The 20857-nt window shown below is 41.4% G+C and carries 18 protein-coding genes; 12 read left to right on the top strand and 6 right to left on the bottom strand.

All coding sequences use genetic code 11. From position 1 onward, the window contains the following. The first annotated feature begins 145 nt into the window (after nt 1-145). The 3 genes from ACQKKO_RS18740 (at nt 146) to ACQKKO_RS18750 (ending at nt 3260) form a co-directional block, all read left to right on the top strand. Complete coding sequence (locus tag ACQKKO_RS18740; RefSeq protein ID WP_498649883.1) at nt 146-982, top strand: STAS domain-containing protein; 837 nt, start codon at nt 146-148, stop codon at nt 980-982. A 98-nt stretch (nt 983-1080) separates the two neighbouring features. Continuing rightward, a complete protein-coding gene (aroA, locus tag ACQKKO_RS18745; RefSeq protein ID WP_498649885.1) occupies nt 1081-2415 on the top strand; it encodes a 3-phosphoshikimate 1-carboxyvinyltransferase in 1335 nt (444 codons plus the stop codon). Between the two features lie 89 nt (nt 2416-2504). Then, nucleotides 2505-3260, top strand: coding sequence for a DUF3891 family protein (locus ACQKKO_RS18750; protein ID WP_498649887.1), 756 nt, complete (start codon nt 2505-2507; stop codon nt 3258-3260). Nucleotides 3261-3498: 238 nt separating this feature from the next. On the opposite strand, the gene ACQKKO_RS18755 is transcribed toward ACQKKO_RS18750, so the two are convergent. The 3 genes from ACQKKO_RS18755 to ACQKKO_RS18765 form a co-directional block, all read right to left on the bottom strand. Further along, nucleotides 3499-4386, bottom strand: coding sequence for an alpha/beta fold hydrolase (locus ACQKKO_RS18755; protein ID WP_498649889.1), 888 nt, complete (start codon nt 4384-4386; stop codon nt 3499-3501). A 72-nt stretch (nt 4387-4458) separates the two neighbouring features. Then, nucleotides 4459-5301 (bottom strand): 1,4-dihydroxy-6-naphtoate synthase, encoded by an 843-nt coding sequence (locus ACQKKO_RS18760; protein ID WP_498649891.1) that lies wholly within the window; start codon nt 5299-5301, stop codon nt 4459-4461. Beyond that, a complete protein-coding gene (locus ACQKKO_RS18765) occupies nt 5298-5951 on the bottom strand; it encodes a futalosine hydrolase (RefSeq protein WP_498649893.1) in 654 nt (217 codons plus the stop codon). Before ACQKKO_RS18765 ends, ACQKKO_RS18760 begins: the two co-directional genes overlap by 4 nt. Before the next feature lie 352 nt (nt 5952-6303). Between ACQKKO_RS18765 and ACQKKO_RS18770 the strand changes: the two genes are divergently transcribed. The 4 genes from ACQKKO_RS18770 (at nt 6304) to ACQKKO_RS18785 (ending at nt 10950) form a co-directional block, all read left to right on the top strand. Continuing rightward, nucleotides 6304-7107, top strand: coding sequence for a TerC family protein (locus tag ACQKKO_RS18770; RefSeq protein ID WP_498649895.1), 804 nt, complete (start codon nt 6304-6306; stop codon nt 7105-7107). A 129-nt stretch (nt 7108-7236) separates the two neighbouring features. After that, complete coding sequence (locus tag ACQKKO_RS18775; protein WP_498649897.1) at nt 7237-8760, top strand: spore germination protein; 1524 nt, start codon at nt 7237-7239, stop codon at nt 8758-8760. Then, nucleotides 8747-9832 carry a GerAB/ArcD/ProY family transporter gene (locus tag ACQKKO_RS18780; protein ID WP_498649899.1) on the top strand — a complete coding sequence of 362 codons (1086 nt, stop codon included), beginning with the start codon at nt 8747-8749 and terminating at the stop codon, nt 9830-9832. Before ACQKKO_RS18775 ends, ACQKKO_RS18780 begins: the two co-directional genes overlap by 14 nt. Beyond that, on the top strand, nt 9829-10950 hold the full coding sequence (locus ACQKKO_RS18785; protein ID WP_498649901.1) for a Ger(x)C family spore germination protein: 1122 nt from the start codon (nt 9829-9831) through the stop codon (nt 10948-10950). The genes ACQKKO_RS18780 and ACQKKO_RS18785 overlap by 4 nt, the downstream gene beginning before the upstream one ends. Nucleotides 10951-11005: 55 nt before the next feature. Here ACQKKO_RS18785 and ACQKKO_RS18790 read toward each other — a convergent pair whose 3' ends face one another. Both ACQKKO_RS18790 and ACQKKO_RS18795 read right to left on the bottom strand, forming a co-directional pair. Continuing rightward, the gene (locus tag ACQKKO_RS18790) at nt 11006-11995 is read right to left on the bottom strand and encodes a PTS sugar transporter subunit IIC (RefSeq protein WP_440161452.1); all 990 of its coding nucleotides are present in this window, start codon (nt 11993-11995) and stop codon (nt 11006-11008) included. A gap of 284 nt (nt 11996-12279) precedes the next feature. Further along, on the bottom strand, nt 12280-13518 hold the full coding sequence (locus tag ACQKKO_RS18795; protein ID WP_498649903.1) for a helix-turn-helix domain-containing protein: 1239 nt from the start codon (nt 13516-13518) through the stop codon (nt 12280-12282). Between the two features lie 386 nt (nt 13519-13904). On the opposite strand from ACQKKO_RS18795, the gene ACQKKO_RS18800 reads away from it, so the two are divergent. The 3 genes from ACQKKO_RS18800 (at nt 13905) to ACQKKO_RS18810 (ending at nt 17554) form a co-directional block, all read left to right on the top strand. Further along, entirely contained in the window at nt 13905-16214 is a 2310-nt protein-coding gene (locus tag ACQKKO_RS18800) for a S8 family serine peptidase (protein ID WP_498649905.1), read from the top strand. Between the two features lie 91 nt (nt 16215-16305). Further along, nucleotides 16306-16839, top strand: coding sequence for a signal peptidase I (locus ACQKKO_RS18805; RefSeq protein ID WP_498649907.1), 534 nt, complete (start codon nt 16306-16308; stop codon nt 16837-16839). A gap of 1 nt (nt 16840) precedes the next feature. Then, nucleotides 16841-17554: a TasA family protein gene (locus ACQKKO_RS18810; protein WP_498649908.1), complete on the top strand. Its 714-nt coding sequence runs from the start codon at nt 16841-16843 to the stop codon at nt 17552-17554. A 50-nt stretch (nt 17555-17604) separates the two neighbouring features. Here the strand turns inward: ACQKKO_RS18810 and ltaE are convergent, their stop codons facing one another. Beyond that, nucleotides 17605-18642 carry a low-specificity L-threonine aldolase gene (ltaE, locus tag ACQKKO_RS18815; RefSeq protein ID WP_498649910.1) on the bottom strand — a complete coding sequence of 346 codons (1038 nt, stop codon included), beginning with the start codon at nt 18640-18642 and terminating at the stop codon, nt 17605-17607. Between the two features lie 195 nt (nt 18643-18837). Between ltaE and ACQKKO_RS18820 the strand changes: the two genes are divergently transcribed. Together ACQKKO_RS18820 and aguB are read left to right on the top strand one after the other, a co-directional pair. After that, entirely contained in the window at nt 18838-19869 is a 1032-nt protein-coding gene (locus ACQKKO_RS18820) for an agmatine deiminase family protein (protein WP_498649912.1), read from the top strand. After that, complete coding sequence (gene aguB, locus ACQKKO_RS18825; RefSeq protein ID WP_498649914.1) at nt 19866-20738, top strand: N-carbamoylputrescine amidase; 873 nt, start codon at nt 19866-19868, stop codon at nt 20736-20738. Before ACQKKO_RS18820 ends, aguB begins: the two co-directional genes overlap by 4 nt. Nucleotides 20739-20857: the final 119 nt, after the last annotated feature.

A 20857-nucleotide genomic window follows, 5' to 3' on the forward strand; every position in this document is an offset into this window, starting at 1 on the left:
GCATCAGAGGATTCTTCCAGGAATCCTCTGATGTTTTTTTAATTAGAATGTATCTCTCTTATTCACTGATTTTTGTAAAAAAGATGAATTAATCTCTAATAATGTGGGTAAAGAACAGGTAGTAGATAAGAAGGAGGGTATACACGTGACACTTTATGATTTTTTTAAATCTAATGCAGAGTCGATTACGGATGATTGGTACGCTCGGTTGGACAAGCATAAAGGCGGAGTTTACGGGACAGAGGATCCAAATGAGATTGCTGTATTAAAAGAACAGAACCTGCAGTTTCATCGGATTTTTATTGAGCTTTTTAATGATGAAAGTGTGTTAGAGGATGAGACATTTAAGCAATGGCTTGATGAAGTGACTTCGGATGAAGCGCATCTTAACACCCTATTACCAGAAGTAGTAGAGGAGTTTCTCAACAATCAACAAATTTATTTAGATTATTTACATACATACCTCAAGCGTCATGGTGGCGATCGTACACTAAGTGACTATCAAACGTATATTCAAAAAATTACAGATACCTTTCAACGAGTTGTTGTGCTTTATAGCAAGAAAAGCCAAGAAAAATCAAAACAGTTTATTCTTGCACAAACTCATTTAATTAACGAGCTGAGCTCCCCAGTTATTCAATTAAATCATCAGATTTCGTTGTTGCCCCTGGTGGGCGAGATTAATACAGAACGAGCGAAAGTGATTGTCTCAAATACCATTAAATTTTGTGCAGAATTTGAAGTTGATTGTCTGTTAATTGATTTATCAGGAGTCTCCCATATCGATACAATGGTTGCCAGTCAACTGTCAGAGCTGATTCAAGGACTTAGGCTTATTGGTACACGTACATCCTTATCAGGGATTCGTCCAGAGATCGCACAAACGGCGGTCCAGCTCGGTATTAAATTTAGTGGATATAACATCTACCCATCTATTGCTCAAGCATTAGCAAACCTTGATTTTACAACGATTGAAGTATAGCTTTACTCCTTTGAAATGAGTGAAATGCTAGAGGACTTAATCATTCTCCACCGTTTCGTGATATAGTAGGATTAAAATAATGTAACCGAGGTGATTCTGTGCATACTCCAGATTCTCGGGCTCGCTCAGATTGGTCATCATTAAATGGTGTTCAAACTGTAACGATTAGTCCACTTGAGAACTCAATTAATAAGGATATTCGCATTCCAGGAAGTAAAAGCTTCACAAATCGAGCGCTTATCATTGCTGCTATGGCTGAGGGTCCTTCCACACTTTCAGGCATTTTACGTAGTGATGATTCCTATTGGTGTATTGATACATTAAATAAGCTAGGCATTCAAACAAAAGTGGATGGTGACACGATAGAAATTGAAGGATGTGCAGGTAATTGGCCAGTAAAAGAAGCTGACTTATATATCGGTGCAGCTGGAACAACTGCTAGATTCCTTCCGGGTACACTTGCTGCTGCAAAAAGTGGAGAATGGTATGTTGAAGCAAGTGAGCGCATGAGTCAGCGTCCTGTTGAGTTGCTGCTTGAAGGTCTTCGGACATTAGGTGCATCCATCGAATCAGAGGGCTACTACCCACTTAAAGTAAAAGGTCAAGGCCTTAAAGGTGGTCCAGTTACAATTTCAGGTGCACAGTCAAGCCAATTTATTAGTGGGTTACTGATTGCTAGTCCTTATGCTGAGAAGGAAGTAACTGTGACGATTCCTGATCACATTGTTCAACATGCATATGTGAAAATCACCATTGATCTGATGGAACGGTTTGGTGCAAAGGTTGAAGCAAATGATGAGCTAACAACGATGGTGATTCCTCCAGCCGCATACATTGGTCAAACACTAGACCTAGAGGCAGATGCGTCCACGGCCAGTTATTTTTTCGCTTTAGCCGCTTTAACGAACAGCCGCATTAAAGTAACAAACCTAACGATGGATACCAACCAGCCTGATATTTTTATGGTTGATTTATATGAAAAAATGGGTTGTACAGTAACTCGTGGTGAAGACTTTATTGAAGTACAAGGAACAGACCAGCTTCAAGGTAATTTGGACATTAGCATGAAGGAAATGTCGGATCAGACATTAACAATTGCTGCTCTTGCTCCATTCGCAACAGGTCCGATTACGTTAAGAGATGTTGAGCACATCCGTCATCATGAGTCTGACCGCATCTCAGCTATTTGTGCGGAGTTAACGAAGCTTGGCATTAAGGTTGAAGAATTTACCGATGGACTGACCATTTATCCAGGAACACCTAAAGCCGCTGTTCTCGACTCATACGATGATCACCGGGTAGCGATGTCCCTCTCTTTAATCGGACTAAAGGTTCCAGGAATTACGATTAATGATCCTGGTTGTGTTTCTAAAACATGTCCGACTTATTTTGAGCTGTTAAAGGACCTTGGTGTGCCCGTCCAGTTTGATTAATCTCTGAAACGAAGTAGGTTCGCCTGCTTCGTTTTTTTGTATCGGTGGTAAAATAAACAGTAACAATCGCGTAGGAGGTAAAAGAACCGATGATTATTAGAAAGCAAGATAAGAGATTTGACTGTATCCGCCAGCATGACCACGCCTATATTTCAGGCGAAATCGCAAAACACTGGATCGAACCTGTGTCAAAGTCTGCACTGACAGGCATCTATGAGCATGATCGTGCTTGGATCCCTCTTGATGAGAAGGTCCGCGTCGCAACGGATCAACAGATGCCATATGACTTTATTTCCTTCCCAATTGAATGGAAGCTTGAGGCTTATACAAGAGGCGTAGATGAAGTCGAAGTTCATTCTCCATATTCGGCTTTCCTTTGTAGTAAACATTATTGTTCCTTTTTCTCAGGTTCCATTACGTCAGAACCGGGTGTAGCTGACTTTTTAGCACATGAGGAGAAAAGGCAACAATCGATTTTGGAGGCTCTTGAAATTTGTCCCAGTATAAATGAACGCTCACAGGACTTTAGCTTGCTTCAATTCTGTGATGATCTCTCTCTTTATGTTTGCATGAACCCACCAGGCATCCCAAAATCTGAGGAAGTATCGTGGTTTAAAAATGGGTTCGCTCAATCATTTTCATTTGCTCCAAAGGGAATCCAAGCTGAGTGGAAGAATGAGAGCGAAATCACATTAGATCCATTTCCGTTTAAAGATTCACTGACTCTCACCTTTTCTGTGTATGAGTTACCTATTGATACTTGGGCAAAAGCGGATCAAGATCTACCACTGGAGGCATTATCTCATCACACGCAAACTGTCACATTAGTTCCTCCTGCCGTTTAATAAGAAAGCTGTGAGTTTTAGCAAGAGAGAAGACCTTATAGCAAGGGAAAATGAAGTCTTACCATGAAACTTGGACGTCTTAGTAAGATTGAGCAGCTGTTAGCAAGAAAAAAGCAGGACGTATCAAGGACGCTGCACCTCATACCAAGAAACACCCCTCTATACCAAGAACAACTCAACCTTTAGCAAGAACCAGCAACCTTTTACCAAGAACCAACACAAAAAAACCAAGTGGTCATCAGCCGACGACCACTTGGTTGCTTAAGTACTTTGCGATTAGTTGATTGACGATTTCCGGTTGCTCATGACTCACCCAGTGTGTCGCTTCTCCGACAAACGTAAGGGTCCCATCCTCGCAATGTTCAATGCTCTTTTTAGCAAGCTTTTTTGATAAAAAGGGATCATTTACTCCCCAGATCATCCGTGTTGGAACCGTCACTTTTTCAGGATGAGCAAAACCCTCTGGCAATCCTGCCCGAATGGCGCGATACCAGTTCAACATGGCTGTCATTGCACCAAGCTGTGCCCAGGCTTCTTTGTACGTTTCAAGATCATCTCTGGTAAACGCGTCACCCTTGCTTGCAGAAAACTTGATTCCTTTAGCCATACCTTCATAGTGATCTGCAGAAAGTACCTTCTCCGGCCATTCAGGTAGTTGAAAAAAGGCCATGTACGAGCTACGTAACCATTGTAATGGAATGGTAAGCATCGCTTTTGGCATAATGGCCGGGTGTGGAATATTGATTGGAATGAGTGTTTCAACATACTCTGGACGTGTTGACGCTAGATGCCAGGCAACTGCTCCACCCCAGTCGTGTCCAATCACATGTGCCTTCTCACGGTTGTACAGCTTAATGAGTCCGATCACATCGTCTCTTAATGTGTCGAGCGTGTAATGTTCGATACCTTCAGGTTTTTGGCTTTTGTTAAAGCCGCGTTGATCTGGTACCAGCACGCGGTAACCCGCTTCTGCCAATGGTTTAATTTGATTTCTCCATCCATACCAGAACTCAGGAAATCCATGTAACAACACGACGAGTGGACCATTTCTCGGTCCAGCTGTGACCGCATGTAGCGTAATCCCGTTTGTCTTAACCAGTTGAAATTCCAATTCAGTTTCACTCAATCCGGCTCTCTCCTCTCACAGGCTTGTCCAATACTCTTTGACCTTCCCTTTCAATCATTCGCTAAAACGTTCTTACTTTCCTTTTAGAGAAAATAATAAGTCCCGATCAATCTTAGGTACGAGTCCTTTATTAGCAGCTCGTGTTAACAAAGCTTCGATGGCATGATAGCCATCTTCACCTAGGTCCTGCGAGAATTCATTTACGTATAGATTGATGTGCTGATTCGCCACATCCTCACTCATTTCTTGCGCATGAGCCATCACGTAGTCTTTTGATGCCTTCGGGTTATCAAACGCATACTCTACTGACGCACGAATCCATTTCGTTAGCTGCTCCGTGTCTTGTCCGCGTCTTGCAATAATTGCTCCAAGTGGAATCGGTAGTCCTGTATCTTCTTCCCACCATTCACCCATGTCGGCTACTACACTTAAGCCATAGTTTTGATACGTGAATCGTGCTTCGTGGATTACAAGTCCTGCATCAATGGTTCCTGCTTGTACAGCTGGCATAATTTCATCAAAAGGCATGACAACAATCTCGCCCACCCCACCAGGAACTTTATTCGCTGCCCATAATCGGAACAACAAGTATGCAGTTGAGCGTTCACTTGGAACTGCTACGCGTTTTCCAGATAGAGAAGTTGGGTTTTGATCGCCCTTAGTTAACACAAGTGGACCACAGCCTCTTCCAAGTGCCCCTCCGCATGGAATTAATTCATAATCGTCCAACACCCAGGGTAGTGCTGCAAATGAAATCTTCATGACCTCAGGACCGGTACGATCTGCAGCCAATGTATTTGTAATATCAATATCAGCAAATGTTACATTTAATTCAGGTGCGCCAGGAATGATCCCATGGGCTAACGCATGGAAAACAAATGTATCATTTGGACAAGGGGAAAAAGCTATATTCATGAAAAGACCTCCGTTAATGCACGTCCCACACGTTCAAGTGCTTGTAGTGCTTCTTTTATTTTCCAGGCTTCACGGTTTCTTGGGCCAATTTCATTTGAGATGGCACGAATCTCTAGCACTGGAATTCCGGCTAGCTCAGCTGCCGTTGCCACACCGTGACCTTCCATTGCCTCTGCAGCTGCATGTGGAAAGCGATGCTGTAATGCGTTTGTTGTTTCGCTTGTACCAGTTACGGTCGCTAGTGTTAAAATGGGCGCCAAAGTGACCGTTTCTTCTTTTTCCCTAAGCTTTCCTTCAAGATCAGACGAAAAAGGCTGAGCCGTTTGAATAGATGCTTGTCCAAAGCCTAATTCGTCTATTGGTAAAAAGCCCTCATCTGATTCTGAACCAAGATCAGCTGCCACTATTTCGCTTGCGACAACAATAGAGGAAACGGGTGCTTTCTCTTTAAAACCACCAGCAATGCCCGCATTAATGACACAACGATAAGAATGTTCGGCAAGTTCAGTTGCTGTACGTGCGGCCGCTCTTGCAGGGCCCACTCCGGTGAGTGCTACCTTAAAATAATTGGATCCATTCAGCCCTCGCTCTAAAGCGTCTTTCTCTGCTTGAACACTTGTCATAATCAGGATCTCTTTTTGTTCAGACATCGATCATTACTCCTTTATCAGTACCATGTATAACCTTCTCTAGTGTATCGCTTCTTTTAGGCTAAATGCCACTAAATTGATTATGATAAAGAAACAGTTGACAGTTCTTCTGTTGCGGGATATGATTTATATAACTTCATACGGTTTCTTCCAAAGGGGAGTAGCGTCAAGTTTACCTTAAACTTGAAACAAAGTCGTCATTTCGTGGGCTAACGTCCGCCGGCTTTGTTGGCATAGATACATAATGCTTAGCAAGACCTTTGCCAATTACATGGCAGAGGTCTTTTTTCTATTCAATCCCCTCTGTTGTGTAATGGCTCGGTAGAAGCACATCAGAGAGGAGAAAAGAAAAATGGATGTAGCTTTACTATTGGAATACAGTTGGGTATTACTTGTTTTAATTGCGTTAGAAGGTGTTTTATCAGCCGATAATGCGTTAGTTCTTGCGATTATGGTAAAACATTTACCAGAGGAAGAACGAAAAAAAGCCTTACTTTATGGATTAGCAGGTGCGTTTGTTTTCCGCTTCGCTTCCTTATTCCTGATTTCATTCCTTGTGGATGTTTGGCAGATCCAAGCAATCGGTGCCCTTTACTTATTGTTCATCGCACTGAACCACCTATTCCGTAAACATGTGGTGAATAAACATGGCGGAGCTGATCAGAAAGCGAAGAAGGAACGTAAAAAAGGTGGTTTCTGGTCTACCGTTATTAAGGTTGAGCTTGCTGATATTGCCTTTGCTGTTGATTCGATCTTAGCTGCTGTTGCTCTTGCTATGGCACTTACCCCAACTGGTCTTGGGAATGTCGGAAGCTTAGATGTTGGTCAATTCGCAGTTGTCTTTATTGGTGGTCTTGTTGGATTATTAATCATGAGATTTGCAGCAACAAAGTTTGTTGTTCTCCTAGAAAAACGGCCTGGTCTTGAGAGTGCAGCCTTTATCATTGTAGGTTGGGTAGGCGTGAAGCTTGTCGTGACTGTACTTGCTCACCCAGAGCTTGCAATCATTGACTCACACTTCCCTCATTCTACAGGATGGAAAGTATTCTTCTATAGCGTACTTGTGATCATTGTTCTTGCTGGGTGGTTCCTTTCAAAGGAAAAAAGCACAGAAGAAGTGGAAGAAAAGAAAGAACAGATTAAAGAAAATTTGTAAGACAGCTAGCTGTTTCCTCACACAAGAGGAAGCAGCTTTTTTTATTACTCCTCCTACTCAGCATGAATGATTTCCTCTTATTGGGGCAATTTACTATAAGAAAATCATGCAGAGAGGAGTGACAAACCGATGCGCAAACATCCAAGAAAACTTAAACCAACATCTAGTCAGGAACGTGACCCCGTACCGCTTAGAGCAACTGGCAACCTCGACACTGATCTTGAATCGTTTAAACGCGTTTTTCATCACCCTGGAGACCTTGCTACTCGAGAATTTGTCTTCCATAAGAAAAAAGGATTAGTTATTTATTTTGAATCATTAATTGATAACAATCTTTTGGAAGAATCCTTTTTCACTTCTCTCTCTGAAGAAAGATATGACGATCGGTACTCTTTAGCGGATATGATTACAGCTCCAAAAAAAGTTGTAAGTAGTGAAATTACGGAGCAGGCACGTCTATTAACAAAAGGGTATGCTGCCATTCTCTTAGAAGGGGATATAGAAATAATCTTTGTGGAGACAGGGCTATACTTTGACCGGAGCGTGGAAGAGCCAAGTAACGAAAAGATTGTTCGAGGTTCTCACGAAGGGTTAGTCGAGAATCTGTTTATCAACTTAAATTTAATACGCCGAAGAGCACAAACACCAGAATTCACAGTAAAAAAAACGACGGTAGGAAATAAATTAAAACGTGACACGGCGATTGTCTATATGAATGATCTTGCTAATCCTGAAACGGTAGATCTTGTTACACAACGGATTAATGATATCTCGTCAGATCTCGTTCTGTCACCTGGTTTTATTGCTGAGTACATTCAAGATGATGCAATCACCCCGTTTCCACAAGTATTATTCACTGAAAGAACAGATCGAATTATCTCTCATTTACTTGAGGGTCGGGTCGTTATTTTAACGGATGGGAGTCCTTCTGCGTTAATTGCTCCCATTTCTATCTTTGCCTTCTTTCAATCACCTGATGATTACAATGTTCATTTTATCTTGGGCTCGTTCTACCGATTAATTCGTTTTCTTAGTTTGGCCATTGCCGTTACTTTTCCTGCTCTTTATATATCTGTGGTTGCCTTTAACTATGAAATCCTTCCAAATCCATTAATTTTGCCGATCAAAAACTCTTTGGCAAATATACCGTATCCCCCGTTGTTTGAGGCTTTGATCATGGAATTTACCATTGAGCTTATTCGAGAAGCAGGGGTTCGTCTTCCATCACCTATTGGACAGACGATTGGGATTGTTGGCGGTTTAGTTATTGGGGAAGCGATTGTAAATGCTGGACTTGTATCGAATATGGTTATCATAGTGGTCGCTCTCACAGCCATTGCATCATTCGTGATTCCTTCTCCGGAAATGAATTCCGTGGTACGGGTACTTAGATTTCCTTTTATGTTTCTGGCTGCTATGTTTGGTATTTTGGGTGTGTCACTAGCATCGATGCTGCTTATGATCCACCTTTGTAAATTAACATCTTTTGGAAGTCCCTATTTGTCTCCTGTCGCTCCTTTTCGCTTAAAGGATTTAAAAGATACATTCATACGTATGCCTGTATGGCTACTTAATACTAGACCGCTAGCAGTAAAACCAAAGGAACTAAAACAACAAGGCTATTCATGGTGGTGGAAACGTGAAAAAAAATAATAGTATTACCCTCGTCCAGTTTTTCTGGTTTTTTATTCAAATTCAAATTGCCATCAGTGTATTAATCCTTCCATATAGTATCTATAAAGTGGCAAAAACAGACGGTTGGATCTCTATGCTTTTAGCAGGAGTGGTTACACAGCTACTCATATTTGTGATTTGGTTTCTGGGGAAGCGGTATCCGTCTAAGACATTTTTTGAATTACTTGAAGCTCTACTCGGAAAGGTCTTAGGAAAAAGTCTATCCATTCTATACATTGTTTACTTCTTATCATTAACCACCATCATTCTAATCTTTTTTAACTTTCTCATCTCAGTCTGGGTTTTAAATCAAACTCCTGACATTGTAAAAATACCTCTGTTTGTATTTGGATGCTTTTATTTACTGCATAGTGATTTACGAATTATAGCTAGATTTCTAACGATTGTTGGACCTTTAGTTTTACTTGTTCCCTTTCTTGCCTGCTATGCTTTTTCTGATTCCGAGCCTCTATATTTGCTCCCTATTTTCAGTGCTAGTTTTATTGATATTGCTCAAGGTATACTGACGGGCTCTCTCGCCATGCAGGGATTTTTAATTCTCAGTATTCTATATCCATATATCGAGGGGACTGACAAAGAAAAATTGTTAGTAGCCACTTATGCGAATATCATGGTAACGGCCATTTATGTGTTTACAATCATAGCTTCCTTTATATACTTTAGTCCCGGACAGTTTCTCATTTTACCAGAGCCACTGTTATACATGGTTAAAACGATCTCACTTGTATTAATTGAACGAATTGATTTAATCTTCTTGGCATTCTGGTCGGTAATCGTATTATGTACGATGGTTGCTTATTTATATATTATATCAACGGGAATGGCAACGGTCTTTCAACGATCTAATCGCCTATGGTTTGATATCCTGTCATGTGTAATTATTACAGCCTTTGCGTTAATCCCGCAGAATCTTCTAACCCTTCGAAGATTACTCGCCTACATTGATCATATAGGTGTGGCCTTTGTTGTTGTTATCCCAATTCTGTTACTTCTGTTTGCTGTATTGTTTAAAAGGAGAGAAACCACATGATTCAACAGCGCTCTATAGTCATTATCATTCTTTCTCTCTTTTTTTTATCAGGATGCTGGGATGAGCAATTACTTAAAGACGTTGCGCTCATTAATAGTCAGGCCATCGACTATAACTCGGAAAACGATACTGTCAAGCTAACCATTGCCCTCGTAAGTGGGAATTCAAACGAAAAAGTCCCCACAAATACGACCATTGTATCGGCGGAAGGTAAATCGATACGGGACAGTCGAACAGAATTAGATAAAAAGGTTGGCAGTGAATTATTTGCATCAAAGAACCAAGTAACCATGTTTAGTCGAGAACTTGCAGAAAAGGATATCTATGCAGCGTTAGATGGTAATTACCGCTCTCCCTTAAGTGCTCTAACCGCTCGGTTAGCAGTCATAGAAGGAGAAGCTGAGTCGATTCTGCACGCAGAAACAGAGAACAAGCCATTAATTAGCGACTATTTAAGAGATCTCTTAATTAGTGCAGAGGACACCGGCGCTATTCCTTCTGTTAATCTTCAGAACACATTAACAACCCTTTATGATGATGGACAGGATATTGTCATGCCACGATTAAAAACAGTTGAACAAAAAGCAGGGGCTAAAATTGTCGGAACGGCTCTGTTCAGTGATCGTCAAATGACTGGTGAGCTGAATTCTGAGGAGTCGATCCTACTACTTTTATTGTCAAACAATAAAAAAGGTGCCCACCGAATGACACGTAAGGTTCAAACAGATGAAGTGGATCCTTTGTATGATTATGTAACGGTTGACGTAGAAAACATGAAGCGGAATTTACGTGTATCAAAGAATGAGCTTGGAGATTTCGAAGTACAAATTGACCTCGTTTTAAAAATGAACGCAAACGAATACCCTGGAGATGATTTGTACAAGCGCCATGTCATTAAAAGATTGAATACACAGTTGTCAGAGGAATTAACTAAGGAAGCGAACATTGTCCTGACGAAAATAAAGGAAGCCAATTGCGATTATTTAGCAATTGGTCGCAAAGTTAACGCTTTTTATTATTCAGATTGGCAGAATTATAAATGGAAAGATGTGTATCCGACCATTGAGATGAAAGCGAATGTTGATGTAGAGATTATCTATCACGGGATTATAAATTAGCTTTTACCCAAACAAAAGACAACACATATGCGTTTCGCATATGTGTTGTCTTTGATTATTGAACCTCTACATGCAAAGCATTTGGTTTAACCCAGCCTAAACGTTTAATAAACGTATATAGCGTAAGCGAGATACAAATTGGTACAACAACGCCCATCAATAAGAAGATGGAAAGTCCAGTCCAGCCTTGAGTAGATAATAAGCTTAATGGCGCAATGAGTGAATTCATTCCTAAGCCTGCGAGTTCATATGATGCTTCAAACTGAAACAAAATGGTTGCGATTGGCGCGCAAATGATCGATGATACAAATGTCGGAATCACCAATCTCGGATTTTTTACTAAGTTAGGAAATTGAACCTTTGGTGTGACCAAAGACTGCGCCAAAAATCCTCCTAAGTCGTTTTGTCTAAGCGACATCGCCGTAAACCCGGCAAATTGAGCGGTACAACCGATCAGTGCTGCTGCACTGGATACGGGATCCATCTGTAGTGCGATAGCCAGAGCTGCTGATGAAGCAGGAGTCATAAGTAACACGCTCCAAGCTAGAGCGATGACCATTGAAGCGAGAACGGGCGACCCTTGCACGGAACTAGTAATTTCAGCACTCATCGCTGTAAGTAGAGGTGTAGCAACCGCTGCAGCCGCCACACCCGTAATACCACCTGCAAGTGTTGCAGCAAGAGGAATGGCCATTAGATCAAGCTTTGTTTTACCTGTTACTCTTTTTCCAACGTAAGTTGCAACGAGTGCAGCGATCAACGCACTCACTGGCTGACCTGTCACCATAACCATACCCGATTCAGTTAACTGCATCGCCCCTCCGCCAACCGTACTACAGATTAATGCACTGTAGATAACAAGCGTGTTTCCTCCAAGTTGGTAAGCAACTCCTGCTCCTATAGCTGGTGCAAGTAAGACTTTAGCAATTCCCCCTATCGTCAGAAAAGCACCCCATCCTAAAAAGTTACCAAACGTTTCAAATAACAACCCTATCGCAAGCGTTACAAGAACAGCATTCGCTACTCCAGCAGACGCCTTATACATACGATCAATCACATATTCCTTCACGACTACACTCCCCAACCTATCCTTAAAGCTTTTCTCTTTTCTACTAAAACGGTTTAAATCAATAAAGGATCGAGATGAAAATTAACCGTTCCGAGCGAACAAGAACAGTTCATACCGCTTTATTTGTCTGTTTATTCAGTTATCATAGCACCAGGTAACAACGTTGTAAATCATTTTTGAGCTTCCATTTTTATTAAAGCGTTACCATCTTGCGAATCTAAAAAATGTAGGGAGAAATGTTGATTTCACCCTACACGACTTTAACTTCCCTGTATATAAGAAAAGGCAACTTCTGATGCTTTCTCTCCTTCATTTACAGCAAGATAATGCTTAAATAGCAGCTTTTCGTAATAAGTAGCAAGTGTGATATTTCCACTTTTGCGTAAGTAAGGAATAAACCTTTCATGTAAATAAGAGTAGTATCGATCCATTTGATTTTTGAGCAAGTACGATAAAAGCTTAAATTTCATTGTATCCCCATCGTTACCAACCTCAGCAGCTAGCTGTGTGCCCTCTTTCACTAACTCATTTAATTGCTGATAATTCCTCCCATTCGTAATTAAATAGCTTGTTTGTATGTAACCAAAAAGTGCGGTCAAATAGGTTGGATTAGGACATTGCTTAAACAGATCAATGGCCGAACTGTAATAGGTATTTGCTTCCCGGTTCTTTGATCGAAGAAAATACTCTTGACCCAAATTCCCCATAAGAATGGCCTTCTTTTCAATCTCCCCGAATAAATCACAGCTTCGCATCAGATTCATATATTTTTTCTTCATCTCTTCAATATCTTCTTGAACAATTTGCCCACCCTGCGTTAACAGGATTAAGGTTTCTGCGTCTATAATTTTGCGAAAGTGATTGGCTTGTTTAAAGAAGTTCAAGCTGGTTCTCGCGTATTCATACGCTTTTACATAATGACCAAAACGATAGCAAGTAATAGCAAGATGATAGTAGAATTCATTGTTACGATACAAATCAGGTTCAATTTGTTTAAAATAGCCTAAGGCTTTTGAATAATCGCCTATGAATAGGTTGTACGCCCCGCTCATATGTAAAAAGAGTTGGGCCTCTCGTTCCCCGAGTACATGCTTCTTTGTCTCAACTTGTGTAAGTAGTCGTCGCGCCTCTTTTAATTCCCTCTTTGTTAATAGATAGCGTACTTGTAATAATTGATAATGAAAGGCCAGATCTGAGCGTTCAAGTAGCTCATTGTGCTCGAGCGTTTGCTTATATGATTCTGCTTTCTCTCTATCTTGCATAATCATCGTATCATGCCATTGTTTTAGCATTTCTTTTAATTCATCAAACTTCAGCACTTCTTGACCGATATTAACACTAAGTCGTTCACTTAAAAGTTGCGTGATTTCTGTCGAATAATGAGCTGTCCCCCGTTCAATCCTGCTCATATGTGCGACAGAACAAATCCCCTTACAAAGCTGTTGCTGCGTGAAATTCTGTTTTTCACGATAATATTTAATGATGAGACCTTCATGCACTGAACATAACCTACCCTTCTCATTCCAGTTTTTAAAAACCGGGACTTACCCGTCTTGACGCCTAGTTAAACATGACTTTTGTTACAAAGCGGATAAGGACTTTTTCATTATTTCTCTTTTTTCCCTTCTATTATTCTTAATTATACCAAAATTCTACGTGATTTTTCTAATATTCTCACAAATATCTGAAAGTTCATATTAGTAAAAATCCTAACCCTTCTACATTTTCGCGCGTTAATGCCTAACCGAATCTATCTTTTGTCCCGATTCATCCTATTAGAACCCACCACAATTTGTGTTAATCAATGAAATGCCCTCATCCACTCTATTATTTCGCTATACTTCTCTTCATAACAAAAAACTATGTTTTGAGAGGAGCTTTGCGATTGAGTACAAATCTAAAGAAAAGTAAGCCGTGGAATGTCATGGTCTTATCCGCGTTATCAACAACTCTTGTATTTGGAGGACTTTATACTCCACAACTTGCTACAGCTGAGGAGGAAGCGGCATCGTTAAAACTATCAGATGAGATTAACCTGAATAGTGACGAAAAAGTCTCAGTGATCGTTGAACTTGAAGAGCTTCCTGAACAACTAGCCATAGCAGAAGCTGAGGAACAAGGAGAGACTCTATCACTAGCGAGTGCAAAAGCTCAAGTAGAAGCTTCTCAGGATACATTCGAGGAGGATTTATCAGCACTTGAGCCTTCTTATTCAATTACCCATACGTACCAAACGGTTTTTAATGGTTTTACCATCGAATTACCTGCAAATCAATTAGAAGCACTTAGCGAGGTAGAAGGGGTAAAAGTAGTTTGGGAGAATGATGAAGTTCAATTAATAGACCCAGTACTTGATGAAACTGTATTAGAAGAAGCGATTGAGCCTTACATGGCTGATAGTGTTCCATACTTAGGTGTTGATAGATTACATGTTGACGGAATTACTGGCGAAGGCGTAAAGGTCGGTGTTATTGATACCGGGGTTGATTATACTCACCCGGATCTTGCTGCAGCTTACAAAGGTGGCTATGATTTCGTAGACAATGACGATGATGCACAAGAAACAACCTATGATGATTGGTTAGCTTCTGGAATGCCAGAGTTTAATTCTAACGGAAACTCATATTATACATCTCACGGTACTCACGTAGCTGGGACCATTGCTGGTCAAGGCGAAAACGAGTCTGATTATGCAACAACTGGTATTGCACCAGACGCTGATCTTTACTCTTACCGCGTTCTAGGTCCTTACGGTTCAGGTTATACAGCGGATGTTCTTGGAGGAATTGAAAAATCGGTTGAAGATGGAATGGATGTCATAAACCTTTCTCTAGGTGCAGGTGTCAACGATCCCCTTTACCCAACAAGCGTTGCAGTGAATAACGCTGTACTGAGCGGAGTAACAGCTGTTGTTTCTGCCGGAAACAGCGGATCTGGGATGTACACACTAGGATCACCTGGTACATCTCCACTGGCAATCACTGTTGGAGCGAATGATGTTCCGCTTGTGTTTACTGACTTTACAGGCTATTTAAATGATGATTTCTCTGCAGGACTTGTAAATATTTCAAGTGGCTTTGAGACAGACTTTGATGCTTTAGAAGCCGGGGAATATGAAATTGTCTATGCGAATCTAGGTTCTGTTAATGACTTTAATCAAGTAGACGCTGAAGGAAAGGTTGCTCTTGTTGCCCGCGGAGATCTTGCTTTTGTTGATAAGATTGCAAACGCCAAAGCCGCTGGTGCTGAAGCGATTATCATTTATAACAACCTCCCAGGTGCCGGTCACATCCCTAACTACTTTGGGGAAGGCGTAAACTTTGTCGCTGGTTTCTCATTAACGTATGAAGATGGGATTGCGCTTCGTGATGCGATCACAGAAGATAGCACATTCACATTTGGAGATCGTTCTGAATCTCAAACGGCCGGTGGCGTTTTGGCAGATTTCAGCTCGCGTGGACCAGTGAATGGTTCATTCGCTATTAAACCAGAAGTAAGTGCGCCAGGGGTTAGTACATTATCACCTGTTCCTACTTATATGAACGGACCTGACTATATTGGAGAATACGAATTTGCGTATGGTCGTAAATCAGGTACATCGATGTCAGCTCCACACGTTGCTGGTACAGCTGCTCTACTTCTTGAAGTAAAACCTGATCTGACACCAGCTGATCTAAAAACAACACTTATGAATACGGCGAACCCAATGAGTCTTGACTATAGTGTATTTGAAATCGGTGCAGGTCAAATTGATCCAGTAGCTGCCATTGAGTCTGAATTGCTCATTCAAGTAAAGGGCGAAGCAGAAACATTAAACGAGAACAATGAAGTCACAAAAATTAGAGACTTAACAGGGGCTCTAAACTACGGTGCTCTTGCTACAAATGGCAAAAATGTCCGTGAGATTCAATCCGTTACGTTTAAGAATACAAGCTCAGAAAAGAAAACATTTACCGTAGACTTTGACCACCACGTTGGATTCCGTGGTTCTAAAGATGCTGCACTAAATGGTGTAACGGTACAAGCACCACAGAAAGTTGTGGTTCCTGCTGGTACAACGGTTTCTAAAAACTTCTTCTTTGTCAGTCCTAAAACGGCTGAAGTAGGGACGTATGAAGGCTATATTAACGTAACAAATCAAGCAGATGCTGAGGAAAGCTACCGCATTCCATTTGCTGCAGGTATTACTAACTAATTTGCATTAATGTGAGGATGGGAAGTGCTTGTACACAAGCACTCTCCCCATTCTTCTGTAGCTGTTGCTCTTACTGACAGGAGGTCCTTTTATGTTAAAACGAACCCTTTCGTTCGTTATTAAGTCCTTTGTTGGACTCCTTTGCTTAGGAATACTGTTTGTTTTCATTCAAAGTCAACAGCAAAATGAGAGTACTCCTAATATCTTTGGCTTTTCAGCACTAACGATCCTCTCAAATAGTATGCAGCCTGAGTTTAGTGAGGGTGACGTCATTTTCATTAAGCAAACACAGGCAAGTGATTTAAAGCAGAACGACATTATTACGTTCGGAACACCTGAAGGGAATCGAGTCACACATAGAATTACTGAAACAAACAACCATGAAAATCAGATCGCCTTCACAACAAAAGGAGATAACAATAATGTGATTGATGCTGAGCCGGTGCAAGAAGGACAAGTTATAGGAAAAGTTCTTTTTTCTATCCCAAAGCTTGGCTTCTTAGCTAGATTCCTTTCGGAGCCGATTGGATTTGTACTTATCATTGTTCTTCCACTTGTAGCTTATGTCGGAATCACTGTATATGAACGACTATCAAAACCAAACAAAAACGAGGAGGCCATTTAAGATGAAAAAAACAAAAAAAGCATTACTTGGAACAGCTGTAGCAGGTGCATTAGTACTAGGTGCAGGGTTTGGATCTTACTCTTGGTTCACATCAGAAATCCAAGCAACAGGACAACTACAGACAGGTACACTTGAAATTAATAATGGTCAGGATATTGAAGAAAACATTGTGAACTATAGCGGGTTTGCCCCATCAAATCTTGTGTTCGGTGACTGGCTAACACTTGAGAACACAGGAAGCATGGATACCAATCTTGAAGTTGAGTTCTCTCATGAACTAGATAAAAACGTTGATATCTCTTCATTTAAAGTGGGTTACATAGCAATCAAATACACATCTCAGCCAAGTCGTGATGTGCTTGAAGCTAGTCAAATAAAGCTTCAGGAGTTATTTGATGGTGTAACAAATGAAGTGGAAACGCAAGCAGCAATTGCTGAGATTGCAGAAGGTGCTGAGGTTGTAAGCGGCATGGTAGAAGCTCCTGAATTCAGAGCATTTAGTGAAGGCGCTGTAAGTAGTGGTGGATTCTTAATTGGTGACGGCGCACTAACAGGTTCAACAAATGAATTCTGGCAGTTAGACGAATCGCAGTACATTGACCTAAACTTTGGTGTGAAACTTGATGAGAATGCTGGAAATGAGTATCAAGGATTGGCTTATTCAGCAACTTTAGATGTTGTCGCTAAGCAAGTGGATGAAGGCGCAGAAAAATAAGATTGATGAGAAAAGCAGAAGTCCCTATAGAAGAGGCTTCTGCTTTTTGTTTATGAACTTACGTTACTTGTGACAATGTTCTCAAGTATTTCTGTGGTTTGCTGGATGTCATCCTTCGAGACATCATAGTGCGTAACCAATCTTACTATAGTTGGTGCAAATGGATTTGCGAGAACGCCTTGTTCCTTCAACTTTTCTACAAATTGCGTAGAAGTTAAACCCGTTTCCGATACATCCATCATTAAGATGTTTGTCTCTACTTTGGAGGCTACATTCAAGCCTGGGATCGAATCGATTTGTTTCGCTAACCATGCAGCGTGCTCATGGTCCTCTTCTAACCGGTCAACCATTTCTGTAAGACCAACTATACCAGGAGCCGCTAAGATGCCCGCTTGGCGCAATCCTCCACCCAGTCGTTTTCTCCATTTTCTAGCTTTGGCAATAAATTCAGAGCTTCCTGCAATGATTGACCCTACCGGCGCCCCAAGTCCTTTTGATAAACAGATTTGAACGGTCGTCACATATTGCGTAAAATCAGTCATTGGCCGTTTTAAGGCAACAGCAGCATTCATCAGTCTAGCTCCATCCAGATGGATAGGGAGGTTATGACGCGCAGCCACCTCAAAGATTTCCTTCATCTTCTCAGGAGACATAACCGTTCCGCCTGCTCGGTTGTGAGTATTCTCCAAACAGATTAATCCGGTTTCTGCTTCATGTATATCTGTTCCCCGAATCGCTGCTTCTACATCAACCGCACTCATTATGCCCCTTTCTCCTTTAATCGGAAAAGGCTGGATACCAGCAAAAGCAGAAGTGGCACCTCCCTCGTATCTGAAGATGTGAGACCCTTCCTCTAGAATGATTTCCTGACCAAGTGAACAATGTACAAGTACCGCAATCTGATTTCCCTGTGTGCCACTCGTGACAAATAAAGCTTCTTCCTTCCCAAGCAAGTCAGCAGCTAACTCTTCAAGCTTTTTCACTGTCGGGTCATCGCGATAAACATCATCCCCAACCTCTGCTTTATACATTTCCTGCCTCATCCGGTCTGTCAGCTTTGTTACCGTATCACTTCGAAGATCAATCATGTACACAACACTCCTGCCTTCTTTATTCTGGTTTAAGTATAGCATTATTGCCATGGACTTATAGGTTCCTTGTCAGATGATTAACAGAACGTTTTTGAAATAGACATGAATGAGTGGATCCCAATATTTCTTTATTAATTGAATTAGAGTATGATAGAACGAGAAAAAAATACCTAATGAAATTGAGTGAATAACATGATAGATAAACGCTATACCATGCCCGCCGAATGGGCACATCACGCTAGAACGATGATCGCTTGGCCAGTTAAAGATTCGATGGTCTATCCTGATCAATATGCAGATGTTTGTGACGGGTATGAACAATTAATTACTGCCATTAGTGAGTTTGAGCTAGTCCTTGTTGTGGTGAATCCTGAAGATGAGGAGTCTGTTGCTTCTCGCTTCACACATGCTCCTGTTGAACTTATTTCTCTGCCACATAATGATGCGTGGCTTAGAGATAACGGACCCACATTTGTCCGCGATGGCGACAATCAATTGATAGGTATCAACTGGGGTTTTAATGCATGGGGCGAGAAATATGAACCGTGGGACCTGGATGATGAAGTTGCTCCTGCTCTTCTTTCTTTTATGAAGGTTCCCGCTATAGATGCTCCGCTTATTCTTGAAGGTGGTAGTATTCATGTAGACGGCGAAGGAACATTGCTTACAACAGAGGAGTGTTTGCTTAACCCTAACCGTAACCCTGAATTAAGCAAGGCCGATGTGGAAGAACAATTGCAGCAGCTACTTGGTGTCAGTAAGATTGTTTGGCTGCCTCTTGGACTAGAGGGCGATGAAACGAATGGGCATGTGGACAATGTCGCTTGTTTTGCAGCACCAGGTAAAGTCTTATTACAGGTATGTAACGATCCAAATGACCCAAACTATGAGCGTAGTCAAGAACATCTCAGCATCCTTTCGAAAGAGAAAGACGCAGCTGGTCGTTCATTTGAAGTCATTCAGATTGAGCAGCCTCCCTATCGTGAACTTAACGGAGAGCGTCTTACGTTAAGTTATATTAATTTTTATTTAGTGAACGATGGCTTAATCCTGCCTGTTTTTGGTGGCAATGCAAGCGAGTATGATAAAAAAGCAGAAGCTATTTTACAACAAGCCTTTCCTGATCGTACCATTCGTACAATTGATGGCATGGCTATCATTGCAGAGGGTGGAAATGTGCATTGCACAACCCAACAAGTTCCTTCAGGGGGGAGTTCCAAATGAGTACATTGAAAGTAGCTGCAACACAGATGAGCTGTGATGCAGATGTTCAAACAAATATTGCACGGGCGGACAAGCTTGTGAGAGAAGCCGCTGCAAACGGAGCCAACTTAATTTTACTTCAAGAACTCTTTGAAACACCTTACTTTTGTCAAAAGGAAAAGCCAGCTTACTACGCGTACGCAACAACTTTAGAAGAAAACCCAGCAATTCAGCATTTTCAAAAGCTTGCTAAAGAATTAAGTGTTGTGTTACCAATTAGCTTTTATGAAAAGAAAAACACTGCGCGCTACAATTCGGTCGCAATGATTGATGCAGATGGAACGATACTTGGGACCTATCGTAAAAGTCATATTCCAGATGGACCCGGATACGAAGAAAAATATTACTTCACTCCTGGTGACACTGGATTCAAAGTATGGAACACACGTGTTGGAAAAGTTGGAGTAGGGATTTGCTGGGATCAGTGGTTCCCAGAAGCCGCACGCGCAATGGCTCTTCAAGGAGCAGAAATTCTTTTATACCCAACAGCGATTGGATCTGAGCCTGAGGATTCAAGTGTTGATAGCAAGCAGCATTGGCAAACATGTATGCTTGGCCATGCTGCGACCAATCTAGTTCCAGTGATTGCTTCGAACCGCATTGGTGTGGAGACAGATGAGGATTCAAGCATTACGTTCTACGGTTCGTCCTTCATTGCCGGCCCAACTGGATCCGTCATCAAAGAGGCAAGTCGTGATCAAGAAGAAATCCTGTATGCAGACTTTGATTTAGCACAGCTTGAAGCGCAGCGTGTTGAATGGGGATTGTTCCGCGATCGTCGCCCAGACCTGTACCGCGTATTAACGACACATGATGGGAATTTGAATTAATTAAATGGGAAGCTTCTTGGTTCAAGAAGCTTCTTTCTTGATGCTTTGGAGGTTGGTCTTGGTATTGACGGGTCGCTCTTGGTTGGACATGCTGTGGGCTTGGTGCGGTGGCGATTGTT

The organism is Alkalihalobacillus sp. NPDC127517 (genome assembly GCF_050276055.1).
Lineage (GTDB): Bacteria > Bacillota > Bacilli > Bacillales > Bacillaceae_D > Alkalicoccobacillus.

Bases quoted from the DNA above. Each gene is read 5' to 3' on its own strand.
- ACQKKO_RS18765 (WP_498649893.1), bottom strand. From the start codon at position 5,951: ATGTCTGAACAAAAAGAGATCCTGATTATGACAAGTGTTCAAGCAGAG.
- ACQKKO_RS18820 (WP_498649912.1), top strand. From the start codon at position 18,838: ATGATAGATAAACGCTATACCATGCCCGCCGAATGGGCACATCACGCT.
- ACQKKO_RS18785 (WP_498649901.1), top strand. From the start codon at position 9,829: ATGATTCAACAGCGCTCTATAGTCATTATCATTCTTTCTCTCTTTTTT.
- ACQKKO_RS18790 (WP_440161452.1), bottom strand. From the start codon at position 11,995: ATGTATAAGGCGTCTGCTGGAGTAGCGAATGCTGTTCTTGTAACGCTT.
- ACQKKO_RS18805 (WP_498649907.1), top strand. From the start codon at position 16,306: ATGTTAAAACGAACCCTTTCGTTCGTTATTAAGTCCTTTGTTGGACTC.
- ACQKKO_RS18770 (WP_498649895.1), top strand. From the start codon at position 6,304: ATGGATGTAGCTTTACTATTGGAATACAGTTGGGTATTACTTGTTTTA.
- ACQKKO_RS18760 (WP_498649891.1), bottom strand. From the start codon at position 5,301: ATGAATATAGCTTTTTCCCCTTGTCCAAATGATACATTTGTTTTCCAT.
- ltaE (WP_498649910.1), bottom strand. From the start codon at position 18,642: ATGATTGATCTTCGAAGTGATACGGTAACAAAGCTGACAGACCGGATG.
- ACQKKO_RS18750 (WP_498649887.1), top strand. From the start codon at position 2,505: ATGATTATTAGAAAGCAAGATAAGAGATTTGACTGTATCCGCCAGCAT.
- ACQKKO_RS18810 (WP_498649908.1), top strand. From the start codon at position 16,841: ATGAAAAAAACAAAAAAAGCATTACTTGGAACAGCTGTAGCAGGTGCA.
- ACQKKO_RS18775 (WP_498649897.1), top strand. From the start codon at position 7,237: ATGCGCAAACATCCAAGAAAACTTAAACCAACATCTAGTCAGGAACGT.
- aguB (WP_498649914.1), top strand. From the start codon at position 19,866: ATGAGTACATTGAAAGTAGCTGCAACACAGATGAGCTGTGATGCAGAT.